The sequence below is a fragment of the Parafrankia irregularis genome, from assembly GCF_001536285.1.
Taxonomy (GTDB): Bacteria; Actinomycetota; Actinomycetes; order Frankiales; family Frankiaceae; genus Parafrankia; species Parafrankia irregularis.
The window spans coordinates 1-22,119 of record NZ_FAOZ01000015.1; the positions used below are offsets into that span (position 1 = coordinate 1).

Consider the following 22,119-nt stretch of genomic DNA (forward strand, 5'->3'; position numbering starts at 1 on the left):
CTCCGCGATCACCCCGACCACCGACTCGGTCACCGCCTCCAGCGACAACCCCGGCACCACCGGGACGTCCACCGAAACCGGGGCCGCGGCAGCCGCAACGGTCGCCTCGGCGGGCACCGCGACCAGCGGCGGCACCGCCGGCACGGCAACCTCAGGAGCGGCAGGCGTCTCGGGCGCAGCAGGCACCGCAGGGGCGGCCGGGTAGGTGGTCAGCGCTCCGTTGTGGTGCCCGTTCGGCCCCGACGACAGCTGCGTCACACCGTTCGGCACCGGCACCAGCGCGAGCGCAGGCGCAGGCGCAGGCGCAGCCATCGGCACCGGCACCGCGGAGGTCGTCGGTGTCGGTGTCTGCCGGGCCGCGCCGAGGTAGGTCAGCAGGACGTCCCGCTGGGCGGCCACGAGGTCGCGACCGGTCCGCAGGAACTCCAGCATGATCGTGTCGGCCGGGCCCACCGCGGGCAGCGGCGCCGGGCTGGCGGCCGGAGCCGGGCCGGCCGGCACCGCCGTACCCGCCGGCAGCGCCGGGTAGGCCGCGGGGTCAGGGCCGGGGTGGCGACCGGCGGACGCGGGACCCGCCCCGTTCGCACCAGCGCTCCCCGATGGGTGGCCGGGCAGCTGCCCGTCGAACGTCCGAAGATCGCTCATTGGAGAACCTCCCACCGTGTCACCGGGCCTCGCACCCAGCTGTTCAGGATCATGTCGAGACGCCGGGACGCCGCCACCGGCCCCGGTCACCACTGCCGCCCCGTTGAGCACCGCCGCCCCGTTGAGCACCGCCGGCCCGTTGAGCACCGCCGGCCCGGCCGGCGTGGCTTCCCCGTCCCGCGTCTGCGCGGTGGGGCTGATCCGCCGGGCGGGCAGCAGGCCGCCCGGCAGATGGCCGCCGTCGCTGGTCCGCACGTAGGCGCCGTCGATCAGCCAGCCGGGGCGCCGCGGCATCGCACCGGGGGCGACCACCCGGGTGTCCCGGCCGACGAACAGCGGGGACGGGTCGACGTCCGCGCCCGCGACAGCGAGCTCGGCCACCGCGAGCAGCAGCCGTCGCAGGCCGGGCTCGCCGGCGGCGTCGGTCGCCACGACCCGGTGCGGCCGCCCGGCGAGGATCTTGCCGGCGAGCTGGGAGAGCACCCGGCCCGGGCCGACCTCGACGAAGACACGCACACCGGCCGCGTACATGGCCTCGATCTGCTCCACGAAGCGCACCGGGGCGGCGAGCTGGCCGGCCAGCGCCGCGCGGATCTCCGCCGGGGCCTGCGGGTAGGGCCCGGCGGTCATGTTGGACCACACCGGGATCACACCCGCGCCGACGTCGGTACCGGCGAGCTCGGTGGCCAGCCCGTCCGCGGCAGCGGCCACGACCGGGCTGTGGAAGGCGCACGCGACCGGGATTCGCCGCGACGACAGACCGGCGTTCTTCAACAGCTCCACCGCGGCGTCGATCGCCGCGGTCGGACCCGAGATCACGGTCTGGCGCGGAGCGTTCTGGTTCGCGAGCGCGACGCCCGCGACGGTTCCGTCGGCCGCGGGCGCGCCGAGCACGGCGCGGATCTGGTCCGCGGTCGCGGAGACCGCGGCCATGGTTCCGGGATCGTCCCCGGCTGCCGCGAGAATCGCCTCCGCCCGGGCCCGGCTGAGCCGGACGAGATCGCGCCGGTCGAACACCCCGGCAGCGCACAGCGCCGCCAGCTCTCCGTACGAGTGGCCGGCAACATGATCGGGACGGATCCGCAGGCCACCCAGAAGATCGTAGATGGCGAGGTCGGCGAGCCCGAGGGCCGGCTGGGCGGACCGCGTGTCGGTCAGGGCCGCGGACTGCGCCGCTCGTTCGGCGTCGGAGAAGGCGGCCGGTGGGAACATCGTCGCGGCCACGTCCGGGGCGAGCTCCAGCAGGGACCGCAGCCGCGGGAAGGCCACAAAGAGGTCCGCAAGCATGCCCGGACGCTGGCTGCCCTGCCCGGGGAACAGGAACGCCAGGCTCCCCACGCCGCCCGCACCGCCACCGCCACCAGCGGCACCGCCACCGAGCACGGTCGCGTGATCATCGCCGTCACGGACGAACAGGCCGGAACGGGGCGCGGAGCGCGGGTCACGAGCCCGCTCGACCGCCGCCGGCAGATCATCGAGGTCGTCGACGACGAAGGCGATCTGAACCGCTCCCCCGGCCTCCTCGCACACGGTGCGGGCGAAGTCACGCAGCCGGAAGGGACGGCCGGCGTCCTCGTTGGCCCGCACCTGGGCCGCGAGGGTGTCCAGGCGCCGCAGTGCGCCGGCCCGGTCGCGGGCACGCACCAGGAACAGTTCGGCCGACCAGCGGTCAAGGCCGTGCGCGGGCTCCGGTGCCTTGTCGTAGGCCGACACGACGACATGGAAGTTCGTCCCGCCGAACCCGAAGGCGGACAGGCCGGCGTGCCGCCGCGCCGGTGGGGCGACCCAGGGGCGGGCCTCGTCGTCGAAGTAGAACGGGCTGCTGTCGCGGTCCCAGTAGGGGTTCGGCTCGTCCACGTGCAGGGTCGGCGGGCGGACGCCGGTCTCCACCGCGCGCGCGACCTTGACCAGCCCCGCGAGGCCCGCCGCGCACTTCGTGTGGCCGATCTGGGACTTCACCGAGCCGACCGCGCACTGGCCCGTCTCGGCGCCGTGCTCGGTGAAGACCTCGGTGAGCGTCGCGAGCTCCGTCCGGTCACCGACGACGGTCCCGGTCGCGTGCGCCTCCAGCACCCCGACCTCGGACGGCGAGATGCCCGCCCACGAGTAGGCCCGTTCCAGCGCGAGCACCTGCCCGGCCTTGCGCGGAGCGGTCAGGCCGAGCGCACGCCCGTCGGAGGAACCGGCGACCGACCGGATGACGGCACGGATCCGGTCGCCGTCGCGCTGGGCGTCCGCGAGCCGCTTGAGCACCACCACGGCGACGCCCTCACCAAGGCTTGTGCCGTCGGCGCCGGCGGCGAAGCTCCGGCACCGCCCGCCCGGGGACAGCGCGTGCACCGACGCGAAGAGCAGGAAGTCGTGCACGGCCGAATGTGTGTCGACACCGCCGCACAGCACCAGGTCGGACGAACCGGCCGTGAGCTCCTTGCAGGCCGCGTCCAGGGCGGCCAGGGAGGAGGCGCAGGCGGCGTCCACGGTGAAGTTGAGACCGCCGAGATCGAGCCGGTTCGCCACCCGGCCGGCTATGACATTTGCCAGCAGGCCGGGAAAGGAATCCTCGTCGAGCTCGGGAAGAATCTCCTCGAGCTCGGCCGGCAGCTCCCCGACCCAGGCCCGGTGCGCGGACCGGAACCCATAGGCGGTGGAGAGATCCGAGCCGGACTCCGCGCCGAACACCACCGACGCCCGGCGCCGGTCGAACGGCCGATCGTCATAGCCGGCATCCCGCAGCGCCCGGGCGGCGACCTCCAGTGCGAGCAGCTGGCCCGGGTCGATGCTGCGCAGTGACCGCGGCGGAATCCCGTACGCCAGGGCGTCGAAAGGAATCCGCGGCAGAAAGCCACCCCATTTGGACGGGGTCCGCCGCCCGGCGTCCTTCACCACGGAGTCGGGGTCGTAGTAGAGGTCCACGTCCCAGCGCTCGGCCGGCACCTCCGTTATCGCGTCGATCCCGTCGACCACATTGGCCCAGTAGTCCTTTTCGTCGGCGGCACTCGGGAACACCGCGGACATGCCGACGATCGCGATATCGATGGGGCGCGCGGACTCGCGCACGGAAGCGACGGAACGCGCGGCACGCTCCGCCTGTCCGCCGGCATCGGCAGCGTCAGCGGCCTCAGCGGCGGCGGCACCGGCAACATCTGCGCCGGTGCCGCCGGTCTCGGCGTCGGCGGGCTGTGCCGGGGCCGGGACGAAGGAGACCGCGAGCTCGCCGGCCCGAGCCGGAAGCCGGGCCATGGCCTCGTCGGTCACCTCGGCGTGCAGCCGGGCGATCGTCGTCCGGGCCGACCGCAGCGCAGAGACCTGACCGATCATGAACATGCCCTCGGCGGCCTGGTCGCTCGCGCCGACCGCGACCAGCTCGCCGCCTTCGCGCCGGACACCGCGGCTCGCGATGCGCAGCCGGCCGAGGTTGAGCTGCTCCAGCTCGGCCCACATCTGCTTGCGTGGCACCCCGGCGGCGGTCAGCTCGTCGCGGCGGCGCAGGAACTCACGCACGTAACCGGACTCCACACAGCGCGTGGCGTGGCCCGGTGAGGTCTCCAGCAGGACCGTGCGGGACGCGGCGATCGCCGCCTCCTGGAAGCCGGGCATGATCGCGCCGTCCTCGACGGCCTCCTCGGTGAACAGATACGCCGTCCCCATCAGGACACCGATCTGGGCACCGCGCTCGACCAGCGGCGCGGCCGCGGCGGCGACCATCGCCGCCGAAGTGGCGTCGTGGATGCCACCGGCGAACAGGATGTGGACGTCCCCGAGGCTCTCCGGCCCGTCCTGCGCACGCCGGGCGAACGCCAGCAGGCCGCTGATCTGCGCCTCCCAGAGCGGGAAGCTCGCCCGCGGCCCGACATGGCCGCCACATTCGCGCCCTTCGAAGACGAACTTGCGCGCGCCGTCCGCCAGGAACCGCTCCAGCAGGCCAGGCGACGGAACATGCAGGAAGGTGTCAATGCCCGCCGCCTCCAGCGGCGCCGACTGGGCAGGACGTCCACCCGCGATCAGCGCACACGGTGGGCGAACCGCGTGCACCGCGTCGAGCTGCGCGGCCCGGACCTCGGGCGGCGCGAACCCGAGGACGCCCACGCCCCACGGCAGGTCACCCAGCAGGTCGGCCGTCTCCGTCAGCAGCGCGTGGGCCTCCGGCCCGCTCATCAGCGCGAGCGCCAGGAACGGCAGCCCACCGGCGCTCGCGACGGAGTGCGCGAACTGCGCGCGGTCGCTGACCCGGGTCATCGGCCCCTGTGCGACCGGGTGGCGAAGGCCCCGGGCCGCGGCGAAGGCCGATCCCGACGCCAGCGGGCGGTGGCGGGCCGCGGCGGCCAGCGAGGAGCGGATCGAGGCCCGCACCGCGCCGACCACAGCACTCGCCGACACGTGCCGATCGGCCAGTTCGGCGGCGAAGGCGCCGTCCTGGCCGATCGGCAGCAGCTGGGTCCGCAGATCACGCCCGCCGAGCCGCGACGCGACGGATCCGGCCGCCACCGACCGGCCGGCGGTGAGCGCGCCGTCCGAGGCCCGTTCGCCGCCGGTGTCGCGGAAGTCCAGTGCTGGCTCGTCTGCCGACGAGCCGGTCGACGAGCCGTCCTGGCTGCTCCCGGCCCAGCCCACCAGCGCGGCGACGGGCAGGTCGGGCCGGACGTACACCCGATGTCCGTCGATCAGGGCCGTCTCGCTGCCGTCCATCGCGCGGACAGCCTTCGCCACCTCGGCCGGAAGCTCCACCTCACGCACGAGCGCCAGCTGCGAGTCGAGGACGACCCCGGCCGCGCCGCCGGCGACCGCGGCGGCCGCGGTCGCCGGACCGATTCCACCGGCGGCCCACACAGGGGCAACAGTCCCGTCCCGCCGCGTCGCGTTCGCGGCGTTCAGATGCTGTAGCAGAGTGAACGTCGTGAGGTCACCGACCCGCCCCCCGGCCTCGTTACCACGGGCGACCAGGCCATCAGCACCGTCGGCGAGCGCACGCAGTGCGTCCTGGACGGAGAGAACCTCCACCAGCACCCGCCGCCCGCCTCGGGCGGCCTCGGTGACACTCCAGGGCGCATCCACACCGAGTAGCACTGTGTCGACCACGGCGGCGAGGTCACCGGCGAGGTCGCCGACGACCAACGGGCATCCCTGCGCGACCCGCACGCCGAACGGCGCCGAGGACCACGCCGCCGTCGCGGCCAGCGCCTCGCGACCGCGGCCGGCGTCGAGGCCGAGATCGAGAACTCCCAGCGCCCCGCAGTGCCCGACCGCGGCGATCAGGTGCGGCGCGGGTTCACCGAACGGGCTGATGACGACGACCAGATCTCGGTCGGCGCGCCGCGCCTGCGCGGGTCGGGCGTGCGCACTCGCTGCGCTGCTCATCGGTGACTCCTCCTGGCCTGGGACCGCCGCACGCGGCGACTACCGGGTTCGGCTGCTGTCAGCGGGGGGCGAAAGCGGTCGGCATGCTGACGCCGGATTCGGATGGCTACAACCGGCCGGCGACGGAGAGCCGTGGATGATGTCGTCATGGCCGGGCTGCCACGGATCCGCACGCCTCGCGCTGCTTCAGGCTTGGTGCCGGCGGGGCGATCGGCGTATCGAACAGATGCGGCTCCAGGTGGGGTAGAACGGCGACAACCGAGACGGACGCAATACCGTCAGCGACGATTGGGTCGCGGCGACGCCCCAACCCAATCAGTTGGCCCCTGGCAACGAACGTGCGCGAAATACTAGCCCGCACGTCCTGCTTCCCCGCACCTAGGTGCCGCCACGAAACGATCCCGTGATCCGGCTGGTCACCTGCCTGTCCGGTGTAGGCCATCGGTGGTTCGCCGCCCGTCCTGGCGCGCCCCCACTCCCCCGCGGGCGCGGTGACGGCGGTCACGGACGCATCGTGCGAAGGCACGTTGTTCACCGCGGCGACATAGTCCAGGTGTCGACAGCAGATCCATTTACAACGGACTCGCGACTGATTTCCGGTGCTAACACGGGTTGAAACCTGGCTCTGGTACGGCGCGGCAGATCCGCGATCGAACCCGGCAGGAGAAACCGCACTGGCTTTCTTCGGTCGGGCAACGCACGTGTGACGGCAGACCGCACGGTTTCCCCACGACATGGCATTCATCCAGGTGTTCCTCCGGTCCGTGCCGGAACAGCGGCCCGACGTCCGCCATGAACGGACGGGCGCGCTGACAGCGGACTCGTCTCTTCTGCCCTCCGAACCTGCCGCGCTATGGCCCGTTCAACCTAGTCACTCTTCGGGCACAGCCGCAAGCACAGGCACGGCAGTTTTCCGTCGACGCACCCGGCAACCTCGGCACTGGATCGACAAATGCCCTGTTCAATGCACTGCGGCACCGCGACCGAAACCAGGATCCGGGTCGCGAGCAGCGATGCTCCGTGCTCTCCGTGAGCACGCGAAACACTAGTCACCGCACCCTTTGGACCACCCGAAGTAACTACACACCGTCGTTCACGGGATACCCGATGGACAGATCGGGACAGCTCTCACCCGCGGATCAGGGGTGGCTGCGGTGGATGCCGCGTCAAGGGCATTGACGGCGGGCACCGCGGGACTCGTCGGGGCGGTGAGCACCCGTCAGGGCGGACGCACCACGAAGCGAGAACCCAGGCCGATGCGAGTTTCGCGCTCCCTGGCATGCGGGCCCGACTGCAGGGGGCAGCGGCGACCACGGTGTCACCCACCAGGGAGAGGCGGTCATCTCCCGCCGGACCAGCGGACAGGCAGCCCGGCTCCGGCAACCGTGGCCAGGGGGTCACAACCCGCCACGAGACCGCTTCAAGTCGCAATCGACCATGCTGTCGGCCGCACCCTGCCCGCGACGGTAGCTACCCGCCAACGGTGGGACAAGTACGCCTGGGACCTGACCATGCCGAGTGGCCCGATGGACCCCAGACGCGGGGGGACGACAGCTATACCCAACGGACGACCAATCTACCCGGTTCCCTGGCCGATGGCGGCGGCCGACCGGGCGCCGCATCCGGTTCGCCAGGACGGCCCGGGCGCTGGCCGCGCAGGCCGCCGCGCCGGGCCCGGATGCGGTACGGGCCCGGCGCGGCGAGTGCGTGCACGCAGGTATCTGGACGGCCGGCCGCGGCCGACCGGGCGAAGCCGGACCGTGGGCTGGTCCGTATCGCGGTTCCGGTCAGGCGGGCGGAACCGGCCGGGGCGGAGCTGTCCGAGGCGGAGCTGTCCGAGGCGGAGCTATCCGGGGCGCGGCCGGACGGTGTCGTCCGGGCCGTGCTGTGCCGGGGCGCGGGTCAGGCGTCTGTCTGGCTGACGTCCGATGCGGACGGTACTGCTGGAACACGTACTGCTGGAACACGTACTGGCGGAACACGTACTGGTGGGCCGGGACAGATGGGACGGCTGCCGGTCGGGACGGCGGCGCGGCGGGGCGGCGCCGACGGACGGACAGCGCTGGCTGACTGCAGGGCAGGCAGGAACCCGAGCCGGCCGGGGCACGGCCGGGCAGACGATGCCGACCATGCGAGCAGCGCCGGCACAGGTGCGGTGCCGGGCGAACCCGGACCAGGGCCCTGACTACAACCGGGGCAGCCCCGGAGCCGGCATCGAGCCCATCTCACGCTGCCAGGCGAGGGCGAGCTGAGTGCGGTTCGAGCAGCCCGTCGCCACCAGCGCATGCGTCAGGTGGTGCTTCACGGTGTCGATGCTGATGCAGAGCGCCTCGGCGACCTGCCGGTTCGACTGGCCCTCCGCGACCAGGCGCACGACATCGCGCTCACGCGCGGACAGCTTCGCCGTCACGGCCGGGCCGGGGTTCACGCGGATGTAGAAGCGCAGCAGGTTGCCCAGGTGGCGGGCCAGCACCGCACCGACAGCCCGGTCCCGCGGACCGAACGCGCCGGGGCGGGGGTCGAGCAGCGAGACCACGGCGCCGACGCCACTGTTACCGGCGAGCCTGATCAGCAGCTTCGCGTGGATGCCGTGGGCGCGCAGGAAGCGCTCGAGCCGCAGCCGCACCTCGGGACGGTCGGGCACGCCGATCTCGTCCAGGGTGACGAGCCCGCGCTCCCACATGAGCCGCAGGCTCTCCGGGTCGTTGAAGACCTCCAGGCTGCGGTAGCGCTCCAGGAACGGCCCTGCCATGCGCAGCGCGAGGCCACGGCCGGTCGGGCGGGCGTCCTGGAAGGTCGCCTGCGGGGAGGAGCCCAGGAAGAAGGCGGAGTGGCGGTAGCCGAGGTGGCGGGCCATGCCGTCCAGGGCGGCCTCACGGAACGCCGGGAGCGAGGCGGCACGCTCGCAATCCTCGACGACACGCAGCACGCCGCGCAGCTCCGCCGCGCCCAGGGCCAGGTCACGCGGCACCTGGGGGCCGCGGGCGGGGACCGCCGGCGCCCGGGCGGGAAGCCCCGCCGCGACCGCGCCGGGACGAGTCCGCGCCGCGGGGTGGCCCACCGCGGACGTCGCGGTGATCGGCGCGTGCCGGGTGGCGGGCGCCCGGTGCGGCGCGGGAACGCCGGTCGGCCGGGCAACCCCCGCTGATGTGTCCATCGTCACGGCGAGCCGGCCAGTGGCCGGATGAGCGCTGGGGCTACCATCGGGATTGCTGAGCATTCGGTCAGTCACACATGCCTCCGGGGGCAGACCGACACCAGGTCACTGGCCGGTAGTCGCGAATCAGCCGGCGTATTTCCGGCCAAGCTGGACATGTTCGGCAAGCCTAGGGCCGCGACTACCCAGATGCCAGCCTGCGACACCTACTTTCTGGCGCCTGATAAGCCTGACTGGCTTATCTGACTATTGAATCTCAGCTCATGCGCCGTTTACCCGCCAGCCATCGTCAATTGCGACCGCGCCGACACGGCGCGTAACGACAACGGCGGGACTCCACCACCCAAAGGTGCCAGCAACGGCCCTCAAACTGGCCCGGACCGACCACCACCTCCACCTTCGACCACGGGCGTGTAAACGGTCGACACGGAGGGTAGTTTTCTTACCGGTAGCATCTAACTGCTCACATCAAGTCACCAGCCAGGCGTGTTCCGTGAGCACGCCACTGCGAGGTGAGGCATGTGACGACCGGATTCTCGATCTTCCTGCTCGCCGCCGGGGCGATCCTGCGCTTCGCGTTGTCCTACCGGTTGAACGGCGTCGACCTGCATGCGCTCGGATCGATCATCATGGCCACCGGCGCCGCCACCCTGTTCGTCTGCTTCATCCGGGACCTGCGCACGGCTCGCCGTCGAAGGCCGGCCCCGGTCGCGCGGACGCTGCCCCTGGGCACACTGATTCCCCCGGAAGATGGCACCGCCGAGTGGAACTGGCCCGCCGCCGAATCCGCGCGGAGCGCCGATCCCGGTGGTCCCGGATTTCGTCTCGCCGACGATGGCACGTCCTCCTGGCACACCCCCCGTCCGGGGATCCCCCGGCCCTGGGAGGACACCGGCCACCCCGGCTACGCCGCCGACGCCTGCCCAGGGGACGGCGCCGGCGACTGGCCCGAAGGTGGTAGCACCTCCGACTCGTGGTCGCACCAGCGTTGACCGCCCCGGCCGGCGGTCACACCGCGCCGGGCGGTCAGAGCAGGCCGGGCGGTCAGAGCAGATGCAGGGCGCGGGCACGGTGGACGGCGTCCCTGCGCCGGGCGACGTCCAGCTTGCGGTAGATGCTCTTGAGGTGCGTCTTGACGGTGTTCACCGAAACGAACATCTCCGCCGCGATCTCCGCCGTGGTGAGCATCGTCGGCAGGTAGCTCAGCACCGCCAGCTCGCGCTCGCTGAGCAGATCAGCGGAACCCACGGAACCTACGCGCGCTGCCCGCCGAGGGTCCCTGCCGGGCCCGCCAGCTCCGTTATCGGTGTCCGCGGTGTCGGGACCGACGGGGACCGACCCGACGCGGTTGGGCACCCCCGCGGCTCCCTGGAAGGCGGCCGGGTTCCGCAGGCCGCCGGCGGCAGCTGTCGCCGCAGGCGACGACACGCGATCGTCGTTCCAGTACGCCGAGGCTCCCCGGGAGGCCGGGTCCGCGAGCGGCCTGGTCGGCGCGGGCACCACCACCTCGACGGGGCCCGCGACGCCAGCCGGGCCCCACTGGCCGGTCTCACCGACATGCCCCGCCTCGCCGCCCCGTCCGACCTCGCCGTCACCGCCGATCGCAGTGCCCCGGCCGGCCTGGCCGCTGCGGCCCGTGACGCCTCGGGTTCCCTGGCGCGGCCAGCCCGGCCCCGCACCGTTCGCGGCACCTGCGACCCCTTCGACCCCTGTGGCCCCTGTGGCCCCTTCCAGCACGGAGCCGGCGGCCGCGGAGCGCGGTGGTTCCAGTTCCGGCGGCCCCACCGTGCCACCACCCGCCGCCTCGCGTGCCTGTGCGTGTCGCGCGGCTGGCATGCGCGAGGCCGGCAGCCCGGGCACCGGCAACCGCGGCGCGCGCCGCCGCTCGGCGGCTCGCAGGCCCGGAATCCGAGCGGACGGCGTCCCCCTCGACGCCGCACTGCGGTCGAGAGCCGCGACGAACTCGGGGTGGCTGTCCGTCAGCTCGGGATGAGCGGTCATCAGGCCCAACAGCTCGTCCCCGGCCTCCACGAACGGCGCGACCATCCCCTCGTCCACGGCGAGCGCCACGGCGCGCGCGAGCAGCCCGCCGGCTCTCGCGTGGTCGTCACGGCGGGCGGCCGCGACTGCCCCGAGCACGCAGGCCGCCACCAGGCCCGCGCCGCCGTCGTCGGCCCGCAGCAGGGGCGCGAGCACCTCCTCCGCCGACGGCACGTCAGCACAGGCCAGGGCCGAACGCGCGAGGGAGAGCAGGACCTGCGGGTCGGTCGCCGTGCGGTCACCGGCACGCAGCAGTGAACGACGTGCCGCCTCCGGGGCGCCGGTCGCGACGAGCAGGTCCGCCTCCGCCGCCCGGCGCGCGGCCGCGCCCAGCGGCGGGGTGGGGCCGGAGCCGGTAGCGGCGAGCATGCGCCGCGCCGCGCGCACCTCGTCGGCTGATCCGTGCAGGAGTCGCAGCCGGGTTTCGCACACTGTTGCGATCTCGACGAGGAACCCGGGGCACGCAGGCGTGATCGCCCTGCGTGCCGCGGCGAGGCTGCGCTCGGCCTCGACCAGGTTGACGCGCTGCAGATGCACCATCGCGGCGGCGAGGTGGGCCTCGGGCAGACCGGGAACGGTCTGCTGCGCCGAGGCGGCCGTGGAGGCGGGCGTGTCCCGGCCCGCGGCGGCGCCTTCCACCCGAGTGACCACCAGAAGTAGCTGGCTCTCGGCCTGCCGCAGCCGGCCGCGCAGCGCGTACTGCAGCGCCAACGCCCCCAGGCAGGACGTCTCCACCCCGACAAGCCCCGCCCGGCGGGCGGTCGCGGCGCCCTCGTGCAGCACGCTGGCGGCCACCGAGAGCCGGCCGAGCCACAGCTCACCCCGACCACGGGCGCACAGAGCAACGGCCCGGACACCCTCGTCCATCCGGCGGGCCGGCCGGGGCGGGCTCCTGCGCGGCTCGGCCCGCGGACCGTTCACGTCGGCCTGAGGACCGCCCGGACTACCCGGACTACCCGGATTGCCCACCTTTCCCGGCACCGCGCCGGCCGGCGCAGCCTGCTCAGCTGCCGTGGTCAGCTGCGTCTGCGACCCGCCCCCAGCCCCGGACGCGCCGGCACGCAGCAACCTCCGGGCCGCCGCGATCATTTCCGTGGGCTCTCCGGCCAGCTCGGCCCGATACAGCTCCACGACGTCGATGCGTTCGACCAACGTCCTACGGCGAGACACGTCACGGCGCGCCGGGCTCACCGGCAGCCCCGCGCGGGCTGACGACAGGCTCGCGGCACCCGCCTCCAGCCGACCCGAGCGCAGGTGGGCGACCGCCAGCACCAGGTCGCATTCGGGCGACAGCCCGGACGCCCCCGCCGGCACCTCGGCCACCAGCTCGCTCAGGTCGGGCTCGCCCCCGAACAGGATGTCCACCAGCGCCGAACCGTCGACGAGCAGACAGGCCAGATACCACCAGTCACCGGCGCGCAGCGCATGGCGGGCCGCGTCGGAGGTGCTGTCGTTGGCCGCGAACCACAGGGCCGCACGCAGGTTGAGCTCACGCGGGTCCTCGTCCGGGTCGCGCAGCAGCAACCCGTGCAGCATCAGCGCGAACATCCGGTTGTAGCGGTACCAGTCCCAGGCCAGGCCTGCGGATGACCTCGCCTCCGCCGCGGCGACCGGCGACGGCGCGGCAGGCTCCAGCGGTACGAGGAATCCGCCGGTACGGGCGAACTCACGCAGCAGGTGGACCGCACCCCGCCACGTCGACGCCGGCCCCGGCGTCGGGGCAGCCGCCGCGACGGCGGTACCGCCGGGTGCCGGCGCGCCCGCGTCCCGGTACTCCGGCACACCCGCCGGAGCGCTCCGGGCGTCGATGGCGGCGACGGCCGCGGCGAGCGGGCCGGTGAGCCGTTCCAACACGCTGGTCCGGAGCAGGAAGCGACGAACTGGCTCCGCGTAGTCCGCCAGGACCTCGGCCTGCAGGTAGTCAGCGATGGCAGCCCGCGGCCCGCGGGCCGGATCAAGCTCCGGCGGCAGCAGCGGCCTGCCGGATGGCAACGTGCCCTGGCCGGGGTCTTCCGCGACGGCCACGCCGACCACGCCGACCGCGCCGGCACCAGCCACCATGCCGCCGTCACCGGCCACGGCACCGGCCGCGGCACCGCTGGCGACAGCATAGGCCTCACCGGCCACAGCATCAGCAGCGTCGACAGCGCGGGCCGCGGCGAGCCGCAGGCCCACCGCCCAGCCTTCGGTCCGCTTCCACAGGGCCGCGATGGCGGGCTCGCTGACCCGCAGGCCGTGGGCGGCGAGCAACGCCGCCGTCTCGTCCCTGGTGAAGGCGAGGTCCGCCGCACCGATCTCGGTGACGGTGCCCTCGGCGCGCAGGCGGTGGACGCGCAGGACCGGCTGACGCCCGGCGAGAACCAGGCGCAGGTGCCCCGCGCCCTCGCCCACCAGGAGTTCGAGCCCGGCGATGTCCGCCGGTTCGTGAACCAGATGGGCGTCGTCGAGGATCAGCACGGCCGGCACCGGGAGCTGGGCGAGCTGGTTGACCAGCTCCCGCTGGAACCACTCGGGGTTCATCCCGGCGGATTCGGCTTCCAGGCGTTCGAGCCGCTCCGGGCACGGCAACGCCGCGTCACGGCGCAGTCCGCGAAGGATCTGCGACCACAGCGACACGGGTGACACGGGTGGCACCGGTGCCCGGCCGGCGGGCATGGAGGAGTGACGACGTCCGATGACAGGGTCGACGCGCAGCCACACGACGGGGTGCGGTGAGCGGCCCGACCGGGCCCAGTCGGCCAGCAGCACCGTCTTGCCGGTGCCGGCAGGAGCGCACACGGCGGTCAGTGGGCCCTCGACCGCCAGGTCAAGGCGTTCCAGCAGCCTGGGCCTGGACACGAGCGGGACAGCCGGCCGAGGTGGGAACACGCGGGCGCCGAGCGCGGGCAGTCCCCCGCCCGCAGGAGTCAGCGGCGGCCTCGGCGCCGCCGCGTCCGCATCGACGGCGGCACTGTCCACATCAACGGCGGCACGTCCGGGACCGGCAGCCACCGGACCACCCGGACGGACCTCCGTCTCCCACGCCTCGACCATGTGATCACCCCCGCTCACCATGCCAAGGGTAGTGGTACAGCCACCCTCCGCATTCAGCAACCAGTGAGGCGGTGTCGCCCGCGAGACGGCGGGCCCAGGCGGTCACAGGGGCGTGCGATATCCAGACGGACGCGGACGGTTCCGGAAGCGCCTGACAGATGCGCTCTTCTCCGGAACCGTCCGCTCAGCGTCGCGGACCTGCGATCGGTGTCAGGCGGCGCAGTCGGCGCAGACCGTCCGTCGCGTGTCGGCAAGCTGGCTGCGGTGCTGCACGAGAAAGCAGCTGGTGCAGGTGAACTCGTCAGCCTGCCGTGGGAGCACGCGCAGCGAGAGCTCCTCGTCTCGGACGTCGGCGTCCGGAAGATCCAGCTCAGCCTCCAGCGCGTCCATGTCGTCGCCGAGGTCGGCGGCCGCGCCGGCGCGCTGGGCCTTCAACGTCTCCAGGCTCTGTTCCTGGAGCTCATCCTCCTCGACATCCGCGCTCCGCCGAGCGTCGAAGTCACGAGCCATGCCTCTCCTTACCTTTCCTCGTCCTCACAGACCGCGGCCTGTCGACACCGGCATCGATCCGGACCACAGGATCGAGCAAGCACCGTACCTGAACGGCATCGGCTGATCACAATAAGCAGTGGCTCTGGCCAGAGAAGTGGGCGCCAAGCAGATGTCCGCATTCCCCATGCCCCGGCGCCGGTACCCACGGCCACCAGTTCGGAACGCGGATCTCCAAAGCCGCCCGAAGGATACGGGCCAAAGAGTCGCCAGACCAAGCAGGGGCGCTTCGGCGCGGTGTCACTCCCGCCACATCCGGATCTGGATGGGTTACGCCACGGCCCGTGATGCCCCACCTCGACGCCATGATCGGACGTCGATCGGACCGGCGCGGCGGACGACATCGAGGTGGCGCGGACCACTCTTCGGTGGTGTCGACGGCTCGGATGTGTCAGCACGCGTCGGCACGCCGACACCCGCGAACTGGGCGATCACCGTGACGGACGGCCGGCGACAGCGACCGGCGACAGCGGCCCGACGAAGGTCGCGCCGGCCGGAGTCCACAGGTCACCGGCCGGCGTCCACAGGTCAGAGGTAGAGGCCGGTCAATCCGTCATCGAGGCGTTCCGCGGCGACCGCGTGGACGTCCCGTTCTCGCATCAGGATGTAGGTCGTGGAGTGCAGCTCCACCTCGGCCCGGTCCTCGGGGTCGTAAAGCACCCGGTCACCGACCTGGATCGTGCGCACGACCGTGCCGATCGCGACCACGTCGGCCCACGCCAGCCGCTTGCCCATCTGCGCGGTCGCGGGGATGACGATGCCCGCCTTCGAACGCCGGTCCGCGGAATCCTCCCGGGGCCGCACCAACACACGGTCGTGCAGCAGCCGGATCGGCAGGGATCCACTCGTCGCGTCGATGCCGACCGCACCCCCGACACCGTCGACATCGCCGGAAACTACGCTCACAGGCTCGGACCCTACCCGCCCGCGACAGCATCGCCGACCGGATGTAGCCGATTGCCCCACTGCATGCCACCGGGGCCCGCGCACCCGACCGTCGCGCCCGCCAGAAATGCCGGGACGGATCCGACAGCGCCCGCCAGCAGGGCCGCAGCAGACCCCCCAAACAACGACAGACACCCCACCAGCCACCACAGACCTACCAACCAGCCCGGATGAGGAAAGGCACCTCAACGCGGTATAAGCTGCCGCCCATCGTCATCCGGGCCCGCACGGCCGGGTGCCGCCAGGCGCGCCGGGGGGGATGCCCGGCACCCAGCAGAAGCGTCCGCGTCGGAAGCCAGGTCAGCCGATCGACACGCACGAGCCAAGGGATGGGGCAAACCAATGGCGCTGAGAATCAGTGTGGACCTCGAGGGGCTGCGCTGGGCCGACCTCTTCCGGTTCGTCGATCTCGCGAGAAGCGGCGGCATCGGTCCGGACGACCAGGTCGACGTCATCACCTACGGCAGCGACCCGATGTCGGTGAGCCTTTCCGCCCGGATCTATCCGGCGTCGGACGGTTTCCTGTCCAGCGAGCAGCCCGAGCTCGGGCCCGGTGACGGCCTGCGCGGCGCGGCGCCGCTGTCCATCGCCCCCGGCAGCGGCTCGTCCGGCGGTTTCGGCTACGACGGATCCGCCGACCGCTCCGCGTCGTCCAACGGCAACCACTACCCCTCGTTCGACAACGGAGCCGACCGCTCCGCCTCCGCGGCAGGCAACCTTCCCGCGTACGGACCGCCCGGCTACGACAGCCAGCTGGAGCGGGGCACACCGCCTCCGCCGCCGCCCCCGCCGCCCCCGCCCTCCGGTGGATCGCACTACCCGGCCTTCGACGCCCCGACCGACCGGCTCGCAGGCCAGAGCAACGGCCAGTTCGCCGGTTTCGAGCCCGTGTTCGACCGTTCGCAGGGTGCGAAGGAGCCCGGTGGCGCGGGCGGGGTCGAAAGCCCGTACATCGAGGAGTTCGCGCGTCTCCAGGAAGGCCTGATGCGTCAGGTCCGCCGCGACGGTGAAGTCCGCCCCGACCGGACCTGACCTGACCTGACCTGACACCTGACCGAGCAGTGGGGTCAGTGGGCGGGTCCGCGCAACCGGCCGCCCCGCGCCGGCGGACGCACCGGCGCCGGCAGCGCACCTGATCGCCGGCAGCCGCCCCCTGACCCGCGTGCCCAGCTGACCCGCGTGCCCAGGTCACCGCAGGCCGGCTGACGAACCTGCCTGGCACCTTCGGGTAACCAGCGCCACATGCACCATTCGCATGGAGGCCGACCGTGCTCGGGCCGGACCGCCCGCATATGCCCTGACTAGGCATATTTCGGTGGAATCGGCGGCTCGTGACACCCATGGCGGCCCACCCGTGCCACCGGGACGCACTCCGCGCCAGGGCATCGGGTGAGCGCACGGAACCGCAGCCTCACGATTGTCAGCGCTGCGTGGCGACGAAAGCACACTGCACATTCAATCGCTTCCGACTTCGTACGCAGATGGTGATGATGACGTCACCAGTTACCCGCTGTGGCGGTGCCGCCCGCACGTATCCGCCCGCAATGGTGCATGCTGCCTTCGATGGAGGACCCGCGCGTAGTCGACGTCGAGCAGTACCACGGTCAGTTGCGCTCGGAACTCGAGATGATCGCGAACGGGCCGGTACTGGCCGGACCACGGATCGTCGAACACATCAATTCGCTGATCGCCTTGATTGGCCTCCATCAACCGAACGAGTTCGACCTATGTCTGGGCTGTGACCGGCTCTGGCCCTGCGCCACCGTCGTCGCGATCACCGGCGAGCTCGAGACCACCGAGGACGAAGTACCGCCCCGTCCCCTGCCGGTGCCGACGGCATCCCGTACCGGCCCCGGCGAGGTTCGAGGCACGGCGCCGGCCGGACGCCCGGTCGGCGGCCAGCCTCAGGCCCCGGACCGCATGCCCACCCCACCCCCGCCTGTCGATACCGGCGCCATGCCGCATTTCGACACCGGTGCCATGCCACGCCCAGGCACCGGTGCAATGCCGGCCCCCGCCCCCGCCGCCGCCAGGGACGGCTCCCCGGCCCCAGGCGGCCCTGGCGGACCGGCACGCAGACCTGTCTTCGGCGATCCGCTGGCCGGGATCCGGCGTCCGGGAGCGGGCGAGCCCCAGGCCCCGCCATCGCAGCCCCAGGCCCAACCAGCGCATCCCCAGCCCCAGCCAGGGCAGCCCCAGCCCCATCCCGGGGCGCCCCAGCCGGGCCAGCCCCGGCTCCAGCCGCCCGGACAGCCCGCGCCCGGGCGCCCGCCGATGGGCGTCCCGGAGCCGGAGCGGCGATCCGGGCCGTCGCTCTTCCAGCCCGCGGCCGCCCAGTTCACCGATGGCGGCCTCGGGCAGCAGCACTCCATGCCTCCACACGGGTCGGACGTCACCAGGGATCCGCGTGAGCGTCAGGCTCCCGGCGGGCCGCCGCCGGCGCCGTTCCCGCGGCCGGCCGCGGCGTCCTACGATCGCCCCGCCGCCGGCCCGCCCGTCGGGCCGATGGGCCAGCCCGTTCCGCCGGGTCAGCTGCCTGAGCCCGCACGCCCAGGGCAGTCCGGGCAGCCACCCTGGGTCGGGCCGCCGGTGCCGGCAGGGCCGCCCACCCACGCCGGCCAGCCCACCTACACAGGCCAACCCGGCCAGCCAGGCCGGGACGGATACCCGGACCGCAACAGCTATCCGGACCGCAACAGCCAGCCGTTCGCGCGCCCGGCCGCCGCGGCAGGCGCTGGCCGTCCGAGCGGCCCCGTTCCGACCCGGCCGAACCCGGTCGGTCCGACCGCGGACGGCCAGATCCCGACCGGGCAGATCCACAACGGACAGGTGCCGACCGGGCAGATCCACACCGGGCAGGTGCCGACCGGGCGGTTCGCACCCGGGCAGGTCCCGACGGGCCCCGTCCCCAACGGCCACTTCTCGAACGGGCAGGTTCCGAACGGGCAGGCCTTCACCGGCCCGGTACCCACCGGGCAGATCCCCCGCGGACCGGTCCCTGCCGGCCAGGCTCCCACCGGGCAGGTCCCGACCGGGCAGATCCATACCGGGCAGTTCCCGACCGGGCCCGACGCCCGCGGGCCGGAGCACCGGCAGCCGCCGGGCGCGATGCCGCCGGCCGCGGCACACCCAGGTACGCCCGAGCCGCAGCGGCCACCCGCCGCTGCCGGGAATCCGAGGGCGGCAGCGGGTGGCGGCGGCCGGGTGTCCGTACCCACGTCCCGGCCAGCACCGCCGATCTCCGGCCCGGTCGAGATGACGGCGGCGAGCATCGCGGCCGCGCGGGCCGCCGAAATGGCCCGAGCCGCAGCCGCGGCGGCTGCGGCCGGACCGCAGGCTCTCCGGCCCCCGGACAACGTTCGCGGTGCTGATCGGGGAGCTCGCCCACCCGGGGGGCGACTGGCCCCGGAACGGGGCCGGCACGCGGGTCCGGAACAGCCGCGCCCGCAGGGGTCACCGTGGAGCAGCCAGGCCACCGAGCAGCGCCGTCCCATCTCTGTCGACGACTCGTGGGCCGGGGCGGGCCGGGATCCGGCTCCTCGCCTCGGCCCGGCGGGACCTGGCGGTGCCGGGCAGCCCGGCGCCGGCCTCGGGCCCGACGTCGCGGGACCGACGGTCGGCGGCGGAGGGCCACCGGGGCCACGGACGGGGCCGGCCACGGCGGGCGGCCAGGGCGGCACTCAACCGACGAACGCGGAGCTCGAGGCGGTCGCGCGCGCCTGGCTCGCCCGCAAGGACTCCGTACTGGACGGCATCGATGTGATCTGAGTCAGCAGGACGGGCACCGACGAGTCGAGGCTCTCGTCGCCGGCGACCTCGTACCAGGAGGACACGGCGAGTCCTCCACGCAGCCGGGCCGAGACCAGGCCAGGCTGTGCCTGTCCGGGGACACGGCAGCGCCTGTCCGGGATGTGCCGCTGCATGACGGGGGAGGTTTGAGGTCTCTCCCCGGGTGGGAGGAACGCGACGCCGGCCCCGCCGTGGCGCCGCTGGCAGGCGAGGATGGACGAGGCCCGGAGGGTGATGTGTGGCCGAAGCGCTGACCGCAGGCTTCGACCTGCACGCTGATCCACGGGCGGCTGGGCGGGCCCGTGCGCTGGTCGCCGATCTTCTCGCGGCGTGGGGTTGCTCGAGCGCCTCTGACGTCGCGAAGCTGCTGGTCAGCGAGGTTGTCACCAACGCCGTACGGTTCGTCGGGGCCCGTGAGGTGCTCCGGCTCACCGTCGAGTGCGGCTCCGGCCTCATCAGGGTCTCCGTGAGCGACGGCAGCCCGCTCCGACCGGTGCTCAGAGCCGCCCAGGATGACGACGAGTCCGGCCGCGGCATGCAGCTCGTGAGCGCCCTCGCGGAGCGGTGGGGCGTCGTCGACGACCCGCCGTCGATCGGTTGCGGCAAGCAGGTGTGGTTCGAGCTGGCGGCGAGCGACTCGGCCGCGATCGCCTGTCACGTGCACTGAGCCGTGGACAAACTGAGCCGCCCCGGGCGTCCTGAGCGGTCCCGGACGTCCTGAGCCGTGCCAGGCACGCTGGACCGTCCCGGGTGTGCCGAGCCGTCCCGGCGAAACGTCGACGCAGGTCGGATCACCCAGTCGGGCGCCGCGTGTTCGCACGGTGATCGCGGCATTCACAACTGCGACTGCGCGCTACCAACTCCTCGCCATGAGTCAGCCAGAATGCGGCATATTTCTCCGTAAGCGGTAGATGATGGTTCGCATACCAGCATCCAGGTGACGACACGACGTCACGATGGGGGGCGGTATGCCGCTGCAGACGCAAGTCGTCGTGGACATCGCTTTGCTCGTCGAACTCGACGACGGACTTGTGGTCCGTGCGTCCGATGACGGCACGCTCCGCTTCCCGGGATGCGTTCCGGGCCCGGGAGAGTCGGCGCTGGCCGCCGCCGGCCGAATGTTGCGTGCAGTGCTGCCGGAGCAGGCCCCGGCCCGGCCAGCCGCGGCCAGACCACCGCTCTCCACGCCGGCCGACACCGCCGACGCGGCGGAAGCGGGGGACGTGTCCGGCATCCTGCGGTTCGCGGGCTGCGTCGAGCACACCGATCACCTCAGCCCGGAGCATCGCCGCAAGGTCCTGACGGTGCTCTACGCCGTCACTCCCGACCCGGCGCACTACCGCGACCAGGATGATCTTCTTCCGGACCTGTTCCTGCTTCGGCCGCACGAGATCGAGTCCCAGGCCACCCTCGCGACGGTCCAGCCGACCGCGGTCGGGCGCGCGGCACTGGTCTGGTGGTCCGAGCAGTGGGCCTCCTGGCGTGGCCACGCCGTCGAGGACGCGGAGCCGTGGTGGACGATGCTGCGCAAGTCGGTGCGCACCCTGCGCGCTCAGCTCACAGCCCGCAGTGATGTCCTGCAGGGCGAGGCCTTCCGCGACGCCGCGGTGGCCATCTGCGCACTGGTCGCGGTCGCGGACGGCCGGGTGGACCCGGCGGAGCGCGACGCGATGATCCAGTCCATCCACAGCGAGCCTGTGCTTGCCGCCTACCCTCGCGCCGAGCTGGAACAGATTTTCGACCAACATGTGGCGCGGCTGCGCCTCGATCTCGCGGAAGGCCGCCGAGTGGCACTGAACGAGATCGGCAAGGTGCGCGGTGATTCCACCCGCTCGTGGGCGGTGCTCCACTTCGGGGCTGTCGTCGGCCGCGCCGACGGCTTCTTCGACCCGGACGAACGCCGGGTCGTCCAGGAGGCCGCAGAGGTGCTGGGCCTGAGCGCAGGCCGGCTCGCCGTCCAGGCGGTCGAGGAATGAGCCCTCTCCATCGTCGACTCCGGCCTACGGCGCCTCTGACCGTGCATCGTGAGATGGAAAAGGCGCGATGAACCCGCCTCGCCCCGCCCGCGCCCAGGGCCACCCGGGGGCGACACCCGAACCGACGCTGCGTGCCCGGGTCTTCCTGACCCTCGGCAACCGCGTCGTCGTCGCGAACCACCGCGGCCAGCCGTGGTTCTTCCTCCTCGGTGAGCACGTCGCCCCGGGTGAGGGCGTCGAGCAGGTCCTGCACCGTGTGCTGCGGCGCACGGCCGGATTCGAGGTGCGCGCCCTGGACTTCGTCGGCGGCATGGAGCGCCACGGAACCGGTCGCGGGACCGGCCACGAGATCGATGTCCTCTTCGCGGGTGCCGTGCCCCGGTACGCGGAGTTCGGCAGCCGCGTCAACGAGGTCGACCTGGTCACCGTCGAGCGGTCCGATCTTCACCGGGTCGAGTTCCGTCCCGCGTACGTCGGCGACGTGATCAGCTCGTGGCTGGCCGACCGCGTACCGCGGTGGTACACCGACGGGGGGTCCACGCGGCCCCCGACCGTGGCCACTTCCTGAGTCCTCGGTCACCCGGGCGGGCCGCCGTAACAGACGCTTCGCGGGGCAGTCGCGGCCATCCA

The 22,119-nt window shown here is 73.1% G+C and carries 12 protein-coding genes; 6 read left to right on the plus strand and 6 right to left on the minus strand.

Annotated elements, in window-relative coordinates; all coding sequences use genetic code 11:
• Positions 1-6,000, minus strand: a 6,000-nt coding sequence (locus AWX74_RS21500) for a type I polyketide synthase (protein ID WP_114476406.1), incomplete at its 3' end; no start/stop codon positions are given.
• 2,185 nt (positions 6,001-8,185) lie between these two features.
• Positions 8,186-9,157, minus strand: a complete 972-nt coding sequence (locus AWX74_RS21505; protein ID WP_397311612.1) for a LuxR C-terminal-related transcriptional regulator — start codon at positions 9,155-9,157, stop codon at positions 8,186-8,188.
• Between the two features lie 521 nt (positions 9,158-9,678).
• Between AWX74_RS21505 and AWX74_RS40125 the strand changes: the two genes are divergently transcribed.
• A complete protein-coding gene (locus tag AWX74_RS40125; RefSeq protein WP_165615716.1) occupies positions 9,679-10,149 on the plus strand; it encodes a DUF6458 family protein in 471 nt (156 codons plus the stop codon).
• Positions 10,150-10,201: 52 nt separating this feature from the next.
• Here the strand turns inward: AWX74_RS40125 and AWX74_RS21515 are convergent, their stop codons facing one another.
• The 3 genes from AWX74_RS21515 to AWX74_RS21530 all read right to left on the minus strand — a co-directional run bounded on the left by AWX74_RS21515 (position 10,202) and on the right by AWX74_RS21530 (position 15,685).
• Positions 10,202-14,230: a LuxR C-terminal-related transcriptional regulator gene (locus AWX74_RS21515; protein ID WP_091280275.1), complete on the minus strand. Its 4,029-nt coding sequence runs from the start codon at positions 14,228-14,230 to the stop codon at positions 10,202-10,204.
• Positions 14,231-14,440: 210 nt separating this feature from the next.
• Positions 14,441-14,740 (minus strand): DUF4193 family protein, encoded by a 300-nt coding sequence (locus tag AWX74_RS21520; protein ID WP_091279884.1) that lies wholly within the window; start codon positions 14,738-14,740, stop codon positions 14,441-14,443.
• Positions 14,741-15,307: 567 nt separating this feature from the next.
• A complete protein-coding gene (locus tag AWX74_RS21530) occupies positions 15,308-15,685 on the minus strand; it encodes a GroES family chaperonin (protein WP_054564540.1) in 378 nt (125 codons plus the stop codon).
• 381 nt (positions 15,686-16,066) lie between these two features.
• On the opposite strand from AWX74_RS21530, the gene AWX74_RS21535 reads away from it, so the two are divergent.
• Positions 16,067-16,756 (plus strand): hypothetical protein, encoded by a 690-nt coding sequence (locus tag AWX74_RS21535; protein WP_054564541.1) that lies wholly within the window; start codon positions 16,067-16,069, stop codon positions 16,754-16,756.
• Between the two features lie 693 nt (positions 16,757-17,449).
• On the opposite strand, the gene AWX74_RS21540 is transcribed toward AWX74_RS21535, so the two are convergent.
• Complete coding sequence (locus AWX74_RS21540) at positions 17,450-18,091, minus strand: hypothetical protein (RefSeq protein WP_165615717.1); 642 nt, start codon at positions 18,089-18,091, stop codon at positions 17,450-17,452.
• A 3-nt stretch (positions 18,092-18,094) separates the two neighbouring features.
• On the opposite strand from AWX74_RS21540, the gene AWX74_RS40130 reads away from it, so the two are divergent.
• The 4 genes from AWX74_RS40130 to AWX74_RS21560 all read left to right on the plus strand — a co-directional run bounded on the left by AWX74_RS40130 (position 18,095) and on the right by AWX74_RS21560 (position 22,057).
• On the plus strand, positions 18,095-19,492 hold the full coding sequence (locus tag AWX74_RS40130) for a hypothetical protein (RefSeq protein ID WP_165615718.1): 1,398 nt from the start codon (positions 18,095-18,097) through the stop codon (positions 19,490-19,492).
• 259 nt (positions 19,493-19,751) lie between these two features.
• Positions 19,752-20,180 carry an ATP-binding protein gene (locus AWX74_RS21550; RefSeq protein ID WP_091279898.1) on the plus strand — a complete coding sequence of 143 codons (429 nt, stop codon included), beginning with the start codon at positions 19,752-19,754 and terminating at the stop codon, positions 20,178-20,180.
• Between the two features lie 301 nt (positions 20,181-20,481).
• Positions 20,482-21,489, plus strand: a complete 1,008-nt coding sequence (locus AWX74_RS21555; protein ID WP_091279902.1) for a tellurite resistance TerB family protein — start codon at positions 20,482-20,484, stop codon at positions 21,487-21,489.
• Positions 21,490-21,556: 67 nt separating this feature from the next.
• Complete coding sequence (locus AWX74_RS21560; RefSeq protein WP_091279905.1) at positions 21,557-22,057, plus strand: NUDIX hydrolase; 501 nt, start codon at positions 21,557-21,559, stop codon at positions 22,055-22,057.
• Positions 22,058-22,119 lie beyond the last annotated feature (62 nt).

Bases quoted from the DNA above. Each gene is read 5' to 3' on its own strand.
- AWX74_RS21505 (WP_397311612.1), bottom strand. From the start codon at position 9,157: ATGGACACATCAGCGGGGGTTGCCCGGCCGACCGGCGTTCCCGCGCCG.
- AWX74_RS21555 (WP_091279902.1), top strand. From the start codon at position 20,482: ATGCCGCTGCAGACGCAAGTCGTCGTGGACATCGCTTTGCTCGTCGAA.
- AWX74_RS21535 (WP_054564541.1), top strand. From the start codon at position 16,067: ATGGCGCTGAGAATCAGTGTGGACCTCGAGGGGCTGCGCTGGGCCGAC.
- AWX74_RS21520 (WP_091279884.1), bottom strand. From the start codon at position 14,740: ATGGCTCGTGACTTCGACGCTCGGCGGAGCGCGGATGTCGAGGAGGAT.
- AWX74_RS21515 (WP_091280275.1), bottom strand. From the start codon at position 14,230: ATGGTCGAGGCGTGGGAGACGGAGGTCCGTCCGGGTGGTCCGGTGGCT.
- AWX74_RS21560 (WP_091279905.1), top strand. From the start codon at position 21,557: ATGAACCCGCCTCGCCCCGCCCGCGCCCAGGGCCACCCGGGGGCGACA.
- AWX74_RS40130 (WP_165615718.1), top strand. From the start codon at position 18,095: ATGCCTCCACACGGGTCGGACGTCACCAGGGATCCGCGTGAGCGTCAG.